The organism is Providencia sp. PROV267 (assembly GCF_028477825.1).
Classification (GTDB): domain Bacteria; phylum Pseudomonadota; class Gammaproteobacteria; order Enterobacterales; family Enterobacteriaceae; genus Providencia; species Providencia stuartii.
In genome coordinates this window covers 86,754-103,730 of record NZ_JAMPLX010000021.1, presented here as the reverse complement: position 1 = coordinate 103,730, position 16,977 = coordinate 86,754, and the positions used below count along the sequence as shown (strand labels likewise).

Here is a 16,977-nt window from a genome sequence, read left to right as displayed (position 1 = left end):
GTCTTTAGTCAAACTATCAATGAACTTAGGAGCGGGCGTGTCAAAATACCCTATCATTTGTTTTCTCAGCTTAACGGCGGCGGTTTCTACGGCATATGCTGCAAATCTTCGCCTTAATATTGAAGGGCTTGAGGGGCAACCGAATCAGAACGTCCGAGTTCAATTATCTACGATTTCTCAAGATGAAGTTGTGCCTAATGGCCGCTTCCGCGCTCGGGTAACAAAAGCGATTGAGGATGGTTTAAAGCCGTTAGGCTACTACCAACCAAAAATTGAATTCAGCTATCAAGAAAATAAGCCACCAGCGCGTTCTGTGCTGACAGCGAAAGTGACTTTGGGTGAACCCATTCGAGTACAGGGTGTAAATATTGAATTAGAAGGGGGAGCCAAAAACGACCCTGACTATGCCAAAATGATTAAAAGTAATACACCCAAAATTGGTACGATCCAAAATGATGGTGAATATGAAAGCTTTAAAGGGAAGTTTAGTAGCCTAGCGATCCGTAAAGGTTATTTCGATGCGATAATGGAAAAAAGTCAGTTAGGGATATCGCTAGACCACCACGCGTCTTATTGGGATTTTAATTTTAATAGTGGTGAGCGTTATCGATTTGGTGCTATTTCCTATGAAGGTTCTCAAATTCGCACGGATTACCTAAATAACCTTGCTCCCTTTAAAGAGGGGGAATATTACACGTCAGAGCAATTAGCTGAATTTAACCGCCGATTAGTCGAAACTGGCTGGTTTACTTCGGCTATTGTCACACCAAACATCGCTAAAGCGCGAGAAGATGATACTGACATATTGCCGATGGAAGGGGTGATGGTGCCTCGGGCAAAAAACTTTGTTGAATTGGGGGGCGGTTATGCGACAGACGTGGGGCCGCGTGTCAAAGCAACATGGAATAAGCCATGGGTCAACTCTCGTGGGCAAAGTATTACATCCAATATTAGCCTATCACAGCCAGAACAAATTATTGATGCAAGCTATAAGATCCCCCTTAAAGCCAATCCACTTGAACAATATTATGCCGTTCAAGGGGGGTATAAACGTACTGATTTAAACGATACGGAGTCTGATACCACAACGTTAAATCTGTCTCGTAACTGGGATTACTCCAGCGGTTGGCAGTATGGCGTCAATATGCGTTGGATGCTCAGTCACTTTACTCAGGCAGATGTCACAAATACCACGATGCTGCTCTATCCAGGGGCAAATGCGAGTCGCATTCGTCAACGCGGAGGGGTGATGCCAAGTTGGGGTGATAGCCAACGTTATTCTGTTGATTACTCAAATGAAATTTGGGGATCAGATATTGATTTTCTCGTGTTACAAACAAAACAGGTCTGGATCCGTTCTCCTTGGGAAGGGCACCGTTTTGTGTTTAGAGGCAACTTAGGTTGGATTGAAACTAATAACTTTGACAAAGTACCGCCAGACTTGCGTTTCTTCGCAGGGGGTGATGGCAGTGTACGTGGTTACGGTTACCAAAAAATCTCTCCAGAGGATAGTAAAGGCAAGCTAACCGGGGCATCTAAACTGGTTGTCGGCTCTATCGAGTATGATTACAACTTCACAGGTAATTGGTGGGGCGCCGCGTTCGTTGATACCGGTGAAGCAGTTAACGATATTAAGAAAAGCGATTTTAAAACAGGGGCCGGTGTAGGCGTCCGTTGGGTTTCTCCTGTAGGGCCAATTAAATTCGATTTGGCCACCCCAATTGGAGATTCGGATAACAATAAAATTCAATTTTACATCGGCTTGGGGACAGAACTATGAAATGGATGAAGTGGTTAAAATGGACTGGTCTCACCATTTTATTAGTCTTGATCTTGGTTTTTGCCGCGCTAGGCTGGGTACTTGGCACACAATCGGGCCTGCATTTTGCCTTGAACAGCGCCACCCGTTTTGTATCGGGGTTAGAAATCCGTTCGATTGAAGGGGATATCAATAATCTCACCTTGACCGACGTAAAATACCAAATGCCAGGTGTTGATGTGAATGCTGGAAAATTACATCTGGCGTTACGTTTAGGCTGTTTGACTAATCGGGAATTATGTATTGATGATCTTTCGACCGAAAATGTGGTCGTTAATGTTGATACATCCAAAATGCCACCTTCAGAAGAGACACCACCTTCTGAGCCATTAACAGAGTTAAATGCGCCACTGACCATCAACCTAAATCAACTACAACTGACTTCAACGCAAGTCAATGTGGATGGAATGGCGATTGATTTAGGGAAGTTTAAAACGGGTATTTACTGGCAGAAAAAAGCGTTAACGGTAACGCCAACCGATATTATTGATTTGGCGATTAATTTACCTGAAAACAAAGAGGCACCACCAGAAGAGCCCGTCAAAGAAGTCGCGACTGGCGAAGAAAAATCTATTGGTGAAACGCTAAAAACATTATTCGCCAAACCGTTATTAGCGGAATTGCCGGAAGTGATTTTGCCTGTTGATCTAAATGTTGAAGGTATTAATGGTTCAAACTTGCAACTGACGGGAGCAACCGAAGCGGTTATTAATAGTTTGAATTTAACGCTTTCAAACGATGGGCAAAACATTTTACTTAAGAAATTTACGATTGATTCACCGCAAGGTAATGTCGCCTTATCAGGCACCGCAACATTACAGGATAAGTGGCCGGTTTCTTTGTCGATAACAGGGGAAAGCCGCCTTGAAGATCTTAATGGGCAAAAGATTGATTTATCCCTTAAAGGTGGATTGCTCGAAGAGTTAAAACTGGCACTGAATCTCAGTGGGCCAGTGAATGCGACGTTGAATGCTCAGACCGATCTTGGTCAGGCAGACTTACCTATTCAATTAACGCTAGAGAGCCAAAAATTGAGCTGGCCGCTGGTGGGAGAGGCTCAATATCAGCTTGATGGCACTCGTTTACGCTTAAATGGGCGTCCTTCGGCTTATGATTTATCCCTTCGCTCTGCGATTACCGGACAAGATATTCCACCTTCAACGCTAATGTTGGATGCGAAAGGTAATGAAGAGCAAATTAACCTTACGCGCCTACGTTTAGCGGCGTTGCAAGGTAATGCGGATATTACGGGGGTGGCTGACTGGAGCAAAGCGATCAGTTGGAATGCAGTACTGACGTTATCAGGTATCAATACCGCAAAACAGTGGCCTGAATGGCCAGCAAAAGTCGATGGTAAGATTGCTACTCGCGGTAGTCTTTATGGCGGTAGCTGGCAGTTACAAGTCCCTGAGATTAGCTTAGACGGTAACGTCAAGAATAATCCGCTAAAAGCACGCGGTCAGGCTTCAGGTAATGCGGCAGGGCAATGGAATATACCTGATCTGAAACTGTCATTGGGTAAAAACCACCTTGATGTTAAAGGAAGCCTTGCGGACAAATGGAACCTAGATACTAAAATCAATGCACCGGGCCTTGATGGCATATTGCCGGGGCTAGGTGGTGTGATCATCGGTGATGTAAAACTACGCGGTGATCTCGACGCACCAGAGGTACAAGCGGATCTTACCGCTCGTGGGGTGAGATGGCAAAAAGACCTATCCATTGATAATGCGGTTATTAAAGGAAAAGTCACATCGGGTGAGCAAATCAAAGGGGATTTATCCGTCGTTGTTCGTCAACTCAAACAGGCTGACTTGGTGATCAGCCAGCTAACATTAGATGCGAATGGGAGCGAGAAAAAACATACCGTAAAATTGGATGTGAAAGGTGAGCCAGTTTCGGGGCGCTTAACGTTAGCAGGTGGTTTCGATCGCCAAACTGAAACATGGAAAGGTAATCTCAGCAATACCTTATTTGAAACGCCAGTGGGTGAATGGCAATTAAGTAAGGTCATGGCGCTGGACTATGCAAACCAAACGCAAGAAGTGACTATTGGTACTCACTGTTGGGTGAATACCAATGCACGCCTTTGTGTTCCCAAACCGATTAAAGCGGGGAAAAGCGGTAGCGCCGATGTTGTGTTAGAACGCTTTGACCTTGCGATGTTAAAACCGTTCCTGACAGATGAGACACGTGTCAAAGGCGTATTTAGCGGTAAAGCCAATGTGGTATGGAAGGATGATGGCAGCTTGCCACAAGCTAAAGTCGATCTTAAAGGTGATGGTGTTAAAGCTGTTCAATTGGTTCAAGGTACACTATTACCGTTAGAGTTTGAGACTCTGACCTTGAATGCCGCATTGAAAAATGGCAAAGCAGACCTGAATTGGTTGTTTAAAATTGCCAACAATGGGCAGTTAAAAGGCAATGTTCATATTGCTGATTTGGAAAAGAGACGGCAGCTTTCAGGTAATGTCGAAATCAATGCGATTACCTTAGCGTTAATTAAGCCGTTATTAGGCGAGAAAGAAGTTGCCAATGGTAACCTAAATGCCAATTTACGTCTTGGCGGAACGGCGAATAACCCATTGCTAAATGGTAATTTATCCCTTTCAGGCTTAGAGCTTAAATCGTCATTGATCCCATTTGATATCAAAAGTGGTCAATTAGGTATTGCCTTTAATGGCGCCAGCTCAGTCATGACGGGGCAAATTAATACGCCAGAAGGTTATCTGAATATTAATGGTGATGCGGATTGGCGTAAGGCAGAGGCATGGCACGCTAAAGTCATGGCCGTGGGTAACAATTTACGTGTATCCATGCCGCCAATGATCAAAGTGGATGTGCAGCCTGATATTGTGTTTGAAGCTTCACCGACCTTACTGACGTTAAACGGAAGTGTGAATATTCCGTGGGCAAGAATTACGGTTCAAGAAATTCCTGAATCAGCGGTAGGGGCTTCTTCCGATGTAGTGATGTTAGACAGTGACCTGAAACCTATTGAGAAGACAAGCACACCAATTCCAATTCAAACCAATCTGGATATTAAGATCGGCAACGATGTGATGTTGGATGCGTTTGGTCTGAAAGCTCGCTTAACAGGCATGTTGAAGGTACTGCAAAATAAACAAGGTCTGAGCTTAAATGGGCAAATCGATATTCCATCAGGGCGTTTCCGTGCTTATGGGCAAGATTTGATCGTGCGTAAAGGGCAAATCCAGTTCTCAGGTCCTCCGGAACAGCCTTTCTTGAACTTAGAAGCGATTCGTAATCCTGAAAACACAGCTGATAATGTGATTGCTGGTGTTAAGGTGACAGGGCTTGCAGACAAACCGAAAGTCGAGATATTCTCTGAGCCAGCCAAAACGCAACAAGAAGCTTTATCCTATTTGCTACGCGGAGAAGGATTAGAAAGCGGAGATGCTAATGGTTCACAAATGACATCAATGCTAATTGGACTCGGGGTGGCTCAAAGTGGGCAACTCGTAGGTAAGATTGGTGAAACATTTGGAGTATCTGATTTAGCCCTCGATACGCAAGGGGTTGGTGATAAATCACAAGTCGTGGTGAGCGGTAAAATTACCAATGACCTTCAAATTAAGTACGGTGTTGGTATATTTGACTCACTGGCAACGCTAACATTGCGTTATCGATTAATGCCTAAATTATATTTGGAAGCGGTGTCTGGTGTGAATCAGGCGCTGGATCTTCTTTATCAATTTGAGTTTTAATATATGCGTGTAATTGTTTATGGCAGTTTAAGGCGCAAGCAAGGAAATCATCACTGGATGACTTACGCTCAGTTGTTAGGCGAACATAGCTTAGAAGGCTATGAGCTTTATGACTTGGGGTATTATCCAGCGGTTATCAAAGGTGAAGGTGTGATTGAGTGCGAAGTGTATCGCATCAATCCCTCTATTTTGACTGAGTTAGATGAGTTAAAGAAAAATTCACAGGACTATGTTCGTGAATTAATCCCTACGCCATATGGCAATGCTTGGATTTATCTTTATCGGCATTCCGTTGAAGGCTTGCGTCGTATCAAATCAGGTGACTGGTTAAAACGTCACGAAGAAGAGTAATAAAGCGCCGGTAGCCAATGGGTTATCGGCGCTTTTTCTATAAAAAAGGCTCTCGTGTTACCACCAGAGCCTTCCCTTCCCGAGTTAGGGGAAATTATTTTTTAGCAGCGCGTTCGAAAGAAGAGATAATTTCAGCTTTAGCCGCTTCAACGTTATCCCAACCGTCTACTTTCACCCACTTACCTTTTTCTAAATCTTTGTAGTGTTCAAAGAAGTGTGTGATTTGTGCGCGTAGCAGCTCTGGCAGGTCGTTCACATCTTTAATGTGATCGTATTCTTTGCTCAGTTTAGTGTGTGGTACTGCAACTAATTTGGCATCTTCACCTGATTCATCAGTCATTTTTAATACGCCGACTGGACGGCAACGAATAACTGAGCCTGGTTGTAATGGGTAAGGTGTTGGTACCAGTACATCAACAGGGTCACCATCTAAAGATAGTGTGTTGTTGATGTAACCATAGTTACATGGATAGAACATCGCTGTAGACATAAAACGGTCTACAAATAGAGCGCCAGAGTCTTTATCAACTTCATATTTGATAGGATCTGCATTAGCAGGGATTTCGATGATAACGTAGATATCTTCTGGCAGATCTTTACCTGCCGGTACATTGTTCAGGCCCATGAAAAAGTATCCTTTATGTTAAAAACTAATATGCCCATCAATAAGTTAAGCCCTATCTAAGCAACTTAAAACGATTTTGGGTACATAACGTGAAAGGTATTATAGCCGTAAAGAGGGGTAAAACTCACTAGTTGGTAGGGCATTCATAAAAAAAAGCTGAGAAAAGGCCACAAAAAAGGCGGGATTAGCCCGCCTTAGCGCGATGAATAACATTATTCAGCGTCAGGGAACTCACGCATAAAGGATTCTGCTTTTTCAACCATAGAAGCTGTACCAACAAAGAAAGGAACGCGTTGGTGAAGTTCAGTTGGGTTGATATCTAAAATACGGTCACGTCCGTTACTCGCTTTACCGCCTGCTTGTTCTGCAAGGAACGCAATTGGGTTGCATTCGTACAGTAAGCGGAGCTTACCATTTGGATGGCTTGCCGTGCTTGGGTAGATATAGATGCCGCCTTTAAGCAAGTTACGGTGGAAATCCGCAACCAGCGAGCCAATGTAGCGAGTCGTATAAGGGCGACCTGTCGCTTCATCTTGTTCTTGGCAGTATTTAATGTATTTTTTCACGCCCATAGGGAACTTGATGTAGTTACCTTCGTTGATTGAATACATTTTTCCTTCTGTTGGGAACATCACTTTTTCGTGAGAGAGGCAGAAGACACCAAGTGATGGATCATAGGTAAAGGCATGTACGCCACATCCTGTGGTATACACCAACATGGTGGATGAACCGTAAACGACGTAACCTGCCGCGACTTGACGATGACCCGGTTGCAAGAAGTCAGCTTCAGTCACCGGTTGGCCAATTGGGGTAATACGATGGTAGATAGAGAAGATTGTTCCGACGGAAACGTTTACATCGATATTCGAAGAACCATCCAGTGGATCCATTAATACGACATATTTCGCGTTTTCTGCACGATCGCCTTCGAAAATGACGATTTCATCTTCTTCTTCGGAGGCAATACCAGCTACTTCCCCGCGAGCTTTCAAAGCGGCTTTTAATTTTTCGTTTGCATACAGGTCAAGCTTCATCTGGACTTCACCTTGGACATTCGACACACCGCTTGTGCCAAGAATGTCTACAAGTCCAGCTTTGTTAATATCACGATGGATAATTTTAGCGCCCAGTTTGATTGCTGACAGTAATGCGGTCAGTTCTCCTGTTGCATGAGGAAAATCTTGTTGCTTATCGACGATGAATTCGCCTAATGTTTTCATGACGAAGGTCCTGAATATAATTGACAGAGGTTTGCAGGGGGGAATTGTACCCTTGCGCGTGGAGTTAATCTATACCCTTGATACGTTGTACCGCCGCGATGTGGGCCGTATTTTGTTACCTAAGTCACATACTTGAGCATGTACTCTTGGGATAACAGTAACTGGCTCTTGTTGCCGCGTTTGGATCATTTTGGGAATACTCTGCCTATTTTTCCCTGTATTTAATTCGAATTTTTTGTCTATATAAACCTAACGTTGATGGGTAGAATAGTGACAAACCTCATGCTATTGGATGGAAAATAATGCACATACATATTTTGGGTATCTGCGGTACGTTTATGGGGAGCTTGGCAATACTGGCTCGCTCCCTCGGGCATAAAGTAACAGGCTCCGATACAAACGTGTACCCTCCGATGAGTACCTTACTAGAAAAGCAAGGTATTGAACTCATTCAGGGCTATGACCCTAGTCAGCTAGAACCAGCACCTGATATGGTCGTTATTGGTAATGCGATGACGCGTGGTAACCCTTGTGTTGAAGCGGTATTGGAAAAAGGCCTCACTTATACATCTGGTCCACAATGGCTACATGATCATGTACTTCCTGAACGCTGGGTACTCGCTGTCGCGGGCACCCATGGTAAAACAACCACGGCGGGGATGCTTGCTTGGATCTTAGAAGATTGCGGTTATAAACCAGGGTTTTTAATTGGAGGCGTGCCAGGGAACTTTGAAGTATCAGCCCAATTAGGGGAAAGTCCCTTTTTTGTGATTGAAGCTGATGAGTATGATTGCGCGTTTTTCGATAAGCGTTCGAAATTTGTACACTACAGTCCAAGAACGCTGGTGCTCAATAACCTTGAGTTCGACCATGCCGATATTTTTGAAAATTTAGAAGCCATCCAAAAACAGTTCCACCATCTTGTTCGTATTGTGCCTGCTAGCGGTAAAATTTTCATGCCAGATAGCGATAATAACCTTAAACAGGTTATGACGATGGGCTGCTGGAGTGAGCAAGAGTTCGTCGGTGAACATGGTGAATGGCAAGCGAAAAAGCTGAACCACGATGGCAGCCAGTTCGAAGTCTATTATCAACAACAACGTGTGGGTGAAGTGAATTGGTCACAAGTGGGTAATCACAATATCCAAAATGCGTTGATGGCAATTGCCGCAGCACATCACGTAGGCGTGCCCGCCAAAGAAGCGTGCTTTGCTTTAGGTAAATTTATTAATGCTCGTCGCCGCCTTGAATTACGGGGGGTTGAGTATGGTGTCAGTGTTTATGATGATTTTGCTCATCATCCAACGGCGATCCTCGCAACACTGGAAGCGCTGCGCAGTAAAGTTGGGGGCACTTCCCGCATACTGGCGGTATTAGAGCCACGCTCTAATACTATGAAGTTAGGGGTTAATAAAAGTGATATTGCTCCGGCGTTAGGTCGTGCTGATGAAGTTTTCTTATTCCAGCCAAGCAATATTCCGTGGATGGTCACTGAAATTGCGGAAAAATGTGTTCAACCTGCCCGTTGGAGTGGTGATATTGATGCGTTGGCACAAATGGTCATTGAAACCGCTCAGCCAGGCGATCATATTCTTGTTATGAGTAATGGGGGTTTTGGTGATATCCACGGTAAGTTACTCGCCGGCTTAAAAAATAAAGCAGAGACAGAGTTAGACGACTAAATATAATGGCTGACGCAAAATGCCACTTCCCTTAACAGGACAGTGGCATTTTTTGTTTTTGGATAGTAGAAAACGTCTCGTATGTTATACGACTAAACTCAGTGAATGATATTGGTGAAATGCATTGGGTTAGCGCTGTAAAATCGCGCTCTTGGCGAGGTGTGCCGAGGCTAAATGTTAACTCGCCTCAATAAATTGGCGACTATAACAATAACTATACTGTAGCTCTTGTTTTAGGCTGCCCATGTAGCAATCTAAAGAATCTGTGCAGAGATGGAAAAGACAACCAACAGCGATAGCCTTTAATTTCCACGATGGCATCAAAAAGAGGATACAATAAGCGATTGCCGCCCAGAGAGTATGTAATGGGTGAAAACCAATGCCACAGCGATTAGGATCAAAAATTGGATCCGCAAGAAGATGGTCTAAATCAATCGCCATCGTGGCTATCATAAGCAGTGACGCTAATTTCCAATTTTTGCGCCAAAATAGATAACCGAAGAGAATGGGAACTAAAAAGTGAAATCCATAGTGCACAACGTTTCTGAATATCTCAAATATCACTTTGATAGCCCATCGTTTTTATATTCAATCGCGCACGAATGCGCGAATGGAATAGAAATTAAAAAATAAAAATGGATTTAAAGCTCTTGATCAAAGAGTGAAAGGATCGCTTCGTAAAGCTCTTTAGTTGTAAAATTATTCGCTGGTGTAGAGAAAATGGTATCGTCCCCTGCGATACTGCCTAAGATCCCTTCCGCTTTCCCTAAAGAATCTAGCAAGCGTGCAATCAATTGTGCGGCGCCGGGGCTTGTTCTGATCACCACAACAGAATGGTTGTAATCGATATCCAGTACTAGGTTTTTTAATGGGCTAGTCGCCGTGGGAACGCCAGGCTCTGTGGGTAAGCAGTAGACCATTTCCATTTTTGCGTTGCGAGTGCGCACAGCACCGAACTTAGTCAGCATTCTGGAAATTTTTGATTGGTTGATATTTTCAAAGCCTTGCTCTTGCAGTGCGATAACAATTTCAGCCTGAGAGCTAAATTTTTCTTCTTTAAGCAGCGCTTTGAACGCTTTAACCAAGTCTTCTTGTTTAGACGGTGTACGCATAATTAACCCATCCTATGACAATAAATTGGTCTGTATTATCTGTAAATGTGAATTTTTATGCAACAAAATTGCGTTATGATGGTTTTGTATACGATGAAAAATGAAGGTTATTGTCTTTTTTATGCATAAAAAGAGAACATTGATGAAAGTTTAGTTTAGCAAAAGTTGATAAATAAAAATAATCAATAATCTTAATGATTTATGCCTATATAAGAAGAAAATAGACCCAGTAGCATAGAGAGGTAATGCAATTTGTTGCCAAAAGGTGTAAATTTTTTGTTAATCACTTTGTGAATAACGGGATTATCAGCAGTAAAAACAATTTATTATGCAAAAATCAATAGTGATAAAAACTATTTGTTAAAAAAGTGCCCCTTATCTCATTAACAGATAAGGATTTTGTTTAGAATAGATGAAATCAGTGCGTAAGCCTATACACATTAATATGCTTCAACATCTGTTAATGAATTGTTTTTTATCAGTAATGTGTTTACTACATAACAAGATGAATCAATATACTTTTTTAAGTACAAATAAAGGAGTTTCAGAATGAAAGTTGCAGTCCTAGGCGCAGCAGGTGGTATTGGTCAGGCTCTGGCCCTTCTTCTTAAAAACCAGCTTCCAGCAGGTTCAGAACTCTCACTATATGACATCGCACCAGTAACTCCGGGTGTTGCTGCGGACCTTAGCCATATCCCAACTGACGTTAAAGTAGTTGGTTTCTCAGGTGAAGATGCGACTCCTGCACTGAAAGGCGCTGATGTTGTCCTGATCTCAGCAGGTGTTGCTCGTAAACCAGGTATGGATCGTTCAGACCTATTTAATGTTAACGCGGGTATTATTCGCAATTTGACTCAACAAATCGCTGATACTTGTCCAAAAGCATTAATCGGTATCATTACTAACCCAGTTAACACAACAGTGGCTATTGCGGCTGAAGTGCTGAAAAAAGCAGGCGTTTACGACAAAAACCGTCTATTCGGTGTAACGACTCTGGATATCATCCGTTCTAATACTTTCGTTGCTGAACTGAAAGGTAAGAAACCACACGAAATCGAAGTGCCTGTCATCGGTGGTCACTCAGGTGTTACTATCCTGCCTCTATTGTCTCAGATCCCAGGTGTTAGCTTCACCGATGAAGAAGTTGTTGCTCTGACTAAACGTATCCAAAACGCAGGTACTGAAGTTGTTGAAGCAAAAGCAGGTGGCGGATCTGCAACACTGTCAATGGGCCAAGCAGCAGCACGTCTAGGCCTGTCTCTGATCCGTGGCCTACAAGGTGAGCCAAATGTTATCGAATGTGTTTACACCGAAGGTGAAGGTGAACACGCTCGCTTCTTTGCTCAGCCAGTCCGTTTAGGTAAAAATGGTATCGAAGAGCATATCTCTTACGGCAAACTGAGTGAGTTTGAACAAAAAGCACTGAAAGACATGCTTGATGTACTGAGAAAAGATATCGAACTAGGTGAAAAATTCATTAATGGCTAATTGCTATTAATTTTCACTTATTTCTTAAGAAAACCGCTGTCCTGATATTGTTGGGGCAGCGGTTTTTTTTATATTCTTTCAGCTTGAGGTTGGGGTTTTTTCTCTTACTTTTCTTTCTAATAATTCACCTGTAATTGGATTGAAATAGCGGCTTGGCCATATCTCTGAAGGATGAATTCCGAGATAATTCGCAATAATCCATTCACCTTTAGGCCAAGGACGAGATAAGGCATTCGCCAGTGTGGAGGAGCTTAAACCTGCTTGTCGAGATATTGCTGCTAAAGTCGTTCCGCGTTTACGTAAAGCGGCAATTATATCTGCTGGATGCCAATCCGATTTCCGTAAGATCATTTTTTAGTCCTTTTTTTACTCAGAATCATGTAGAGTTAGTAGTACATCTAACAGGAGATTGTGATACATTCACTGCAATAGCCCTGTTATTGGAAATAAAATAACAGAAATTTTCCAAAATTATTTCTAATTTTTTCTAAAAATTCAGTTTTATGAAAGGAGTTTTATTTTTATGAAATATAAGAAAGATTTGGCATATATATTTGTGATTTTATCTAACATATTGAAAGTAAAAACTAACTAGTTTGGGTTATCTGTAAAAATCACATATTAATGATAGATGTTATAAGTACAGCTAATATATAAAGACGATCGCATGAAAAAAGATAACTGTGACCTCGTGTATATCCAATCTATTGTTATTAAAAGAAATTAAAATATACTTTACATGTATAACTCATAAATTAATTAATAATAAATATTAATAAAACAAAAAAGAAAAAGGTTATTGAGAAAATAAACACGTTTTTCAGCAATTATTATTAAATTGTAAATCGTGACTAGGAGGGTCAGGCATGCAAAAAGAATGGTTAACGGCGAAAGAGTTAGTTGGCTTAAAAGGACTCCCAATGACTACTCAAGGTATCAATGCGATGGCTCGTCGTGAAAACTGGTTATGCCGCAAGCGGCGGGGGATTCAAGGAAAGGCGTTGGAATATCATATTAATAGTTTGCCTGAAGGTTTATTTGAGCCCCTTTCTGTTTATGAAGCCCCTGCATTATATCAAGCAAAACATCATGATAATGCATTTATTTGGCAGGAAGTTTATCACCAGCTTTCTCCGGAAGAGCGTAACCTTATATTGGCATTTATTATGCGTGAAGGTGTAATAGCATTGGTAGATTTAATAAATAAAAAATAATTTACCTAAAAAATCGGTTTGGGTAATTCAATAATGAAGAATAGGCATATTGGTACTCAACATATTCTTTATTAACAATATTTAGATAGAGCCTCAACGGCAGATTTCATAATATAAGTTCGAAAGAGATAATATGAAAAAAATGTGGTTCACTGCGAAAGAATTAGCAGGTTTAGAAGGCTTACCAACTTCTCCTCAAGGTATTAATTTGATGGCTAGAAGAGAAGGATGGAAAAATCGTCGTAAGCGTGGCGTTCAAGGTAAAGCCGTCGAGTATCATCTAGAGAGCTTACCTGGAGAAATACAGAGTCAATTGAGTCTTTCTGAGCCTTCAGTGGGCTATCAAAGCCAAAGAATGGATGCTTCACAAATTTGGATGGAAGCCTATTACCAACTCACTGAAGCGGAGCGTGATAAAGTGGTGAAATATATTTTGCGTTATGGCCTTTCATCATTGCTCGCTAGGATCGAAAAAGAAGAAAAAGGGGAAGAGTAGTCTCTTTCCCCCTCATCGCATTCAAAACGATACGTTTAACGCTATGAGTGACGTGAAATAGCCACCTCTGCGAGGCTGATTAACGCGTCTTTATAAACTGAATCATCAAGAGTACTCAAAGCATCAATGGCTTTTTGCGATTCCTCTTTTGCGCGAGCGTAGGTGTACTCCAGTGAGCCGCAACGTTTCATAGTTGCCAGCACAGTGTCCAGTAGGTGACGGCCATTGCCCTGCTCGATCGCTTGACGGATCAAGGCGGCTTCTTCCTCGGTTCCATGGTTCATTGCATGAAGTAGGGGCAGCGTAGGCTTCCCTTCATCAAGGTCATCCCCGGTATTTTTGCCTAATTGCTTATTATCTGCGTCATAATCCAACAAATCATCAATCAATTGAAAGGCAGTGCCGAGATAGCGACCGTAATCTTGCAAGGCTTTCTCTTGCTCGGGGGTTGCTGATGCTAAAATTGCCGATGCATGCGCGGCAGCTTCAAACAAACGAGCGGTTTTACTGTAGATCACTTGCATGTAGTTTTCTTCAGTAATGTTAGGATCGTTACAGTTCATCAACTGTAAGACTTCACCTTCAGCGATAACGTTCGTCGCTTCCGACATGAGTTTAAGGACACGCATCGAGTCAAGATCCGTCATCATTTGGAAGGATCGTGTATAAATAAAGTCCCCAACGAGGACACTCGCAGCATTACCAAATACGGCGTTCGCTGTTTGTTTACCGCGGCGCATGTCGGATTCGTCGACAACATCATCATGCAATAAAGTTGCAGTATGGATAAACTCGATCAGCGCAGCAACTTGAATATGTTTTTGCCCTGAATAACCAAGGGATCGTCCTGCCAATACCGCGATCATTGGACGGATCCTTTTCCCACCACCGCTAACAATGTAATAACCAAGTTGGTTAATTAGCGCAACGTCTGAATTCAATTGACTGAGGATTGCTTCGTTTACTGCTGACATATCCTCGCTAGTCAGTTCAACAATAGATTCTAAATTCATCGTAATTTATTCATATTATAGGATTTTAGCCGCCACCCTTTAGTCAAAAAGGTGTCGCCAATAGAACAGTTATAGCCTAAGCATAACATTAATATTTCTAAGATAATTAGTTGTAATGCAAAAAATGTTTAAATAAGTAACAATTCGAGTTATTCATCATAAATCAAAGGCTGACCGGAGTATGGAATAAAAAAGTCGGTTTTTTTGTGATCTAAATGCATTATTGGCTTGTGTTCTGACGCTTTTTTGCGTAGAATTCGCGCCCTATTGTGAATATTTTATAGCGTGCTCAGGAATTAAATTTTTTAGCGGGTACGCGGAAAGCGGAGTTAATATGTACGCGGTTTTCCAAAGTGGTGGTAAACAACACCGAGTTAGCGAAGGTCAAACTGTCCGCCTAGAAAAGCTGGACATCGCAACAGGTGAAACTGTTGAATTTGATCACGTTCTGATGGTTGCTAATGGCGACGATATCAAAATTGGCGCTCCTGTCGTTGAAGGCGTTAAAGTGAAAGCGGAAGTGGTTGCACACGGTCGTGGCGATAAAGTTAAGATTGTCAAATTCCGTCGTCGTAAACACAGCCGTAAACAACAGGGTCACCGTCAGTGGTTCACTGATGTTAAGATCACTGGCATCGCTTAAGATTTAGGAGAGCAGATTAATGGCACACAAAAAGGCTGGCGGCTCGACTCGTAACGGTCGCGATTCAGAAGCAAAACGTCTGGGTGTAAAACGTTTCGGTGGCGAAGCTGTATTAGCAGGTAGCATCATCGTTCGTCAACGTGGTACTAAGTTCCACGCAGGTAACAACGTAGGTTGTGGCCGTGACCACACTCTGTACGCTTTAGCGGACGGAAAAGTTAAATTTGAAGTTAAAGGTCCACAAAACCGTAAATTTATCAGCATCGAAGCTGAATAAGTTTTCTGACTTTTAATTCGAATTAAAGCCCTGCAAAAACTTTTTGCGGGGCTTTTTATATTTAGAATACGCCATCTCTGGGTAACACGGCCATCCAGCACTATAATGGCTATCATACGGAGAAAGAATTATGAAATTTGTAGATGAAGCCAAAATATTGGTTGTGGCGGGGGATGGTGGCAATGGTTGTGTCAGCTTCCGCCGCGAAAAATACATTCCAAAAGGCGGTCCTGACGGTGGTGACGGCGGTGATGGTGGTGATGTCTATCTGCAAGCCGACGAAAACCTGAATACACTCATCGACTACCGTTTTGAAAAATCTTTCCGCGCAGAGCGTGGGCAAAATGGTCAAAGTCGTGACTGTACAGGGAAACGTGGTCAAGATATCACGATCAAGGTGCCTGTCGGAACGCGTATACGCGATCTCGGTACTGGAGAAATACTGGGTGATATGACTCGCCATGAGCAGCGCCAAATGGTCGCGAAGGGCGGTTTCCACGGTTTAGGTAATACACGCTTTAAATCTTCAGTTAACCGCGCTCCACGTCAACGTACGATGGGGACGCCTGGTGAAACTCGTGAGCTGATGTTAGAGCTGATGCTGCTCGCTGATGTGGGTATGCTAGGGATGCCGAATGCGGGTAAATCGACCTTTATTCGTTCGGTATCGGCAGCGAAACCAAAAGTCGCTGATTATCCATTTACTACGCTAGTACCGAGCTTAGGTGTCGTGCGTATGGATAACGAAAAAAGCTTTGTGGTTGCGGATATTCCAGGGTTAATCGAAGGTGCTGCGGAAGGCGCAGGTTTAGGGATCCGTTTCCTTAAACACTTAGAGCGCTGTCGCGTGCTATTGCATCTGATCGACATCTGCCCGATCGATGAATCGGATCCTGTGGAAAATGCCAAGATCATTATTAGCGAACTCGAAAAATACAGCGAAAAACTGGCAGAAAAACCACGTTGGTTAGTGTTTAACAAAGTGGATATTTTAGGCCCTGAAGAGTCCGCAAAACGTGCTGCTGAAATCGCTAAAGCGATGGGCTGGGAAGATAAATACTATATGATCTCCGCGGTGAATCACGAAGGTGTGAAGGCACTGTGTTGGGATATTATGGAGTTTATGGAAACTCAGCCGCGTGATATGGCAGCATCGGAAGATGAAAAACAGCCTGAAAAAGTTGAATTTATGTGGGATGACTACCATAAAGAGCAACTCGAAGGTGCTGAAGATCTGGATGACTGGGATGATGATTGGGACGAAGATGACGACGAAGGTGTCGAAATCATCTATCAGAAATAATCAATC

Annotated in this window: 16 protein-coding genes; 10 read left to right on the top strand and 6 right to left on the bottom strand. The window is 42.7% G+C overall.

Annotated features, from left to right (window positions below):
• Nucleotides 1–37: 37 nt before the first annotated feature.
• From tamA to PR709_RS14445, 3 genes are read left to right on the top strand one after another with little or no spacing between them, the layout of a single operon-like run.
• Nucleotides 38–1,780 carry an autotransporter assembly complex protein TamA gene (tamA, locus tag PR709_RS14455; protein WP_036944083.1) on the top strand — a complete coding sequence of 581 codons (1,743 nt, stop codon included), beginning with the start codon at nt 38–40 and terminating at the stop codon, nt 1,778–1,780.
• Complete coding sequence (tamB, locus tag PR709_RS14450) at nt 1,777–5,547, top strand: autotransporter assembly complex protein TamB (protein WP_272570955.1); 3,771 nt, start codon at nt 1,777–1,779, stop codon at nt 5,545–5,547. The genes tamA and tamB overlap by 4 nt, the downstream gene beginning before the upstream one ends.
• Nucleotides 5,548–5,550: 3 nt before the next feature.
• Nucleotides 5,551–5,898 (top strand): gamma-glutamylcyclotransferase family protein, encoded by a 348-nt coding sequence (locus PR709_RS14445; protein ID WP_004915721.1) that lies wholly within the window; start codon nt 5,551–5,553, stop codon nt 5,896–5,898.
• Between the two features lie 94 nt (nt 5,899–5,992).
• Here the strand turns inward: PR709_RS14445 and ppa are convergent, their stop codons facing one another.
• Both ppa and fbp read right to left on the bottom strand, forming a co-directional pair.
• Nucleotides 5,993–6,523: an inorganic diphosphatase gene (gene ppa / locus PR709_RS14440; protein WP_004915724.1), complete on the bottom strand. Its 531-nt coding sequence runs from the start codon at nt 6,521–6,523 to the stop codon at nt 5,993–5,995.
• A gap of 212 nt (nt 6,524–6,735) precedes the next feature.
• Nucleotides 6,736–7,743, bottom strand: coding sequence for a class 1 fructose-bisphosphatase (fbp, locus tag PR709_RS14435; protein WP_004915725.1), 1,008 nt, complete (start codon nt 7,741–7,743; stop codon nt 6,736–6,738).
• Nucleotides 7,744–8,045: 302 nt separating this feature from the next.
• Here fbp and mpl point away from each other — a divergent pair, with 302 nt between their 5' ends.
• Nucleotides 8,046–9,425 carry a UDP-N-acetylmuramate:L-alanyl-gamma-D-glutamyl-meso-diaminopimelate ligase gene (mpl, locus tag PR709_RS14430; protein ID WP_014657320.1) on the top strand — a complete coding sequence of 460 codons (1,380 nt, stop codon included), beginning with the start codon at nt 8,046–8,048 and terminating at the stop codon, nt 9,423–9,425.
• Nucleotides 9,426–9,602: 177 nt separating this feature from the next.
• Here the strand turns inward: mpl and PR709_RS14425 are convergent, their stop codons facing one another.
• Both PR709_RS14425 and argR read right to left on the bottom strand, forming a co-directional pair.
• Complete coding sequence (locus tag PR709_RS14425) at nt 9,603–9,989, bottom strand: DUF6122 family protein (RefSeq protein ID WP_004915730.1); 387 nt, start codon at nt 9,987–9,989, stop codon at nt 9,603–9,605.
• A 77-nt stretch (nt 9,990–10,066) separates the two neighbouring features.
• Nucleotides 10,067–10,537: a transcriptional regulator ArgR gene (gene argR, locus PR709_RS14420; RefSeq protein WP_004915733.1), complete on the bottom strand. Its 471-nt coding sequence runs from the start codon at nt 10,535–10,537 to the stop codon at nt 10,067–10,069.
• Between the two features lie 549 nt (nt 10,538–11,086).
• On the opposite strand from argR, the gene mdh reads away from it, so the two are divergent.
• The gene (gene mdh, locus PR709_RS14415) at nt 11,087–12,025 is read left to right on the top strand and encodes a malate dehydrogenase (RefSeq protein ID WP_004915736.1); all 939 of its coding nucleotides are present in this window, start codon (nt 11,087–11,089) and stop codon (nt 12,023–12,025) included.
• A gap of 78 nt (nt 12,026–12,103) precedes the next feature.
• On the opposite strand, the gene PR709_RS14410 is transcribed toward mdh, so the two are convergent.
• A complete protein-coding gene (locus PR709_RS14410) occupies nt 12,104–12,376 on the bottom strand; it encodes a helix-turn-helix domain-containing protein (protein ID WP_004915739.1) in 273 nt (90 codons plus the stop codon).
• A 515-nt stretch (nt 12,377–12,891) separates the two neighbouring features.
• Here PR709_RS14410 and PR709_RS14405 point away from each other — a divergent pair.
• Both PR709_RS14405 and PR709_RS14400 read left to right on the top strand, forming a co-directional pair.
• Entirely contained in the window at nt 12,892–13,239 is a 348-nt protein-coding gene (locus tag PR709_RS14405; protein WP_004915743.1) for a DNA-binding protein, read from the top strand.
• Nucleotides 13,240–13,372: 133 nt separating this feature from the next.
• Nucleotides 13,373–13,735: a DNA-binding protein gene (locus PR709_RS14400; RefSeq protein ID WP_004915746.1), complete on the top strand. Its 363-nt coding sequence runs from the start codon at nt 13,373–13,375 to the stop codon at nt 13,733–13,735.
• A gap of 41 nt (nt 13,736–13,776) precedes the next feature.
• Here the strand turns inward: PR709_RS14400 and ispB are convergent, their stop codons facing one another.
• Nucleotides 13,777–14,748: an octaprenyl diphosphate synthase gene (gene ispB, locus PR709_RS14395; protein ID WP_004915749.1), complete on the bottom strand. Its 972-nt coding sequence runs from the start codon at nt 14,746–14,748 to the stop codon at nt 13,777–13,779.
• Between the two features lie 334 nt (nt 14,749–15,082).
• Between ispB and rplU the strand changes: the two genes are divergently transcribed.
• The 3 genes from rplU to cgtA all read left to right on the top strand — a co-directional run bounded on the left by rplU (nt 15,083) and on the right by cgtA (nt 16,971).
• Nucleotides 15,083–15,391 carry a 50S ribosomal protein L21 gene (rplU, locus tag PR709_RS14390; RefSeq protein ID WP_004915752.1) on the top strand — a complete coding sequence of 103 codons (309 nt, stop codon included), beginning with the start codon at nt 15,083–15,085 and terminating at the stop codon, nt 15,389–15,391.
• 19 nt (nt 15,392–15,410) lie between these two features.
• Nucleotides 15,411–15,668, top strand: coding sequence for a 50S ribosomal protein L27 (gene rpmA, locus PR709_RS14385; RefSeq protein WP_004915755.1), 258 nt, complete (start codon nt 15,411–15,413; stop codon nt 15,666–15,668).
• 130 nt (nt 15,669–15,798) lie between these two features.
• On the top strand, nt 15,799–16,971 hold the full coding sequence (gene cgtA / locus PR709_RS14380) for an Obg family GTPase CgtA (RefSeq protein WP_004915758.1): 1,173 nt from the start codon (nt 15,799–15,801) through the stop codon (nt 16,969–16,971).
• The last annotated feature ends 6 nt before the right edge of the window (nt 16,972–16,977 follow it).

What these genes read in the sequence shown, in the direction of transcription:
- rpmA (WP_004915755.1), top strand. Translation starts at nt 15,411, where the DNA reads ATGGCACACAAAAAGGCTGGCGGCTCGACTCGTAACGGTCGCGATTCA.
- tamB (WP_272570955.1), top strand. Translation starts at nt 1,777, where the DNA reads ATGAAATGGATGAAGTGGTTAAAATGGACTGGTCTCACCATTTTATTA.
- ppa (WP_004915724.1), bottom strand. Translation starts at nt 6,523, where the DNA reads ATGGGCCTGAACAATGTACCGGCAGGTAAAGATCTGCCAGAAGATATC.
- cgtA (WP_004915758.1), top strand. Translation starts at nt 15,799, where the DNA reads ATGAAATTTGTAGATGAAGCCAAAATATTGGTTGTGGCGGGGGATGGT.
- mpl (WP_014657320.1), top strand. Translation starts at nt 8,046, where the DNA reads ATGCACATACATATTTTGGGTATCTGCGGTACGTTTATGGGGAGCTTG.
- PR709_RS14400 (WP_004915746.1), top strand. Translation starts at nt 13,373, where the DNA reads ATGAAAAAAATGTGGTTCACTGCGAAAGAATTAGCAGGTTTAGAAGGC.
- rplU (WP_004915752.1), top strand. Translation starts at nt 15,083, where the DNA reads ATGTACGCGGTTTTCCAAAGTGGTGGTAAACAACACCGAGTTAGCGAA.
- fbp (WP_004915725.1), bottom strand. Translation starts at nt 7,743, where the DNA reads ATGAAAACATTAGGCGAATTCATCGTCGATAAGCAACAAGATTTTCCT.
- PR709_RS14410 (WP_004915739.1), bottom strand. Translation starts at nt 12,376, where the DNA reads ATGATCTTACGGAAATCGGATTGGCATCCAGCAGATATAATTGCCGCT.
- mdh (WP_004915736.1), top strand. Translation starts at nt 11,087, where the DNA reads ATGAAAGTTGCAGTCCTAGGCGCAGCAGGTGGTATTGGTCAGGCTCTG.
- argR (WP_004915733.1), bottom strand. Translation starts at nt 10,537, where the DNA reads ATGCGTACACCGTCTAAACAAGAAGACTTGGTTAAAGCGTTCAAAGCG.
- PR709_RS14405 (WP_004915743.1), top strand. Translation starts at nt 12,892, where the DNA reads ATGCAAAAAGAATGGTTAACGGCGAAAGAGTTAGTTGGCTTAAAAGGA.
- PR709_RS14445 (WP_004915721.1), top strand. Translation starts at nt 5,551, where the DNA reads ATGCGTGTAATTGTTTATGGCAGTTTAAGGCGCAAGCAAGGAAATCAT.
- ispB (WP_004915749.1), bottom strand. Translation starts at nt 14,748, where the DNA reads ATGAATTTAGAATCTATTGTTGAACTGACTAGCGAGGATATGTCAGCA.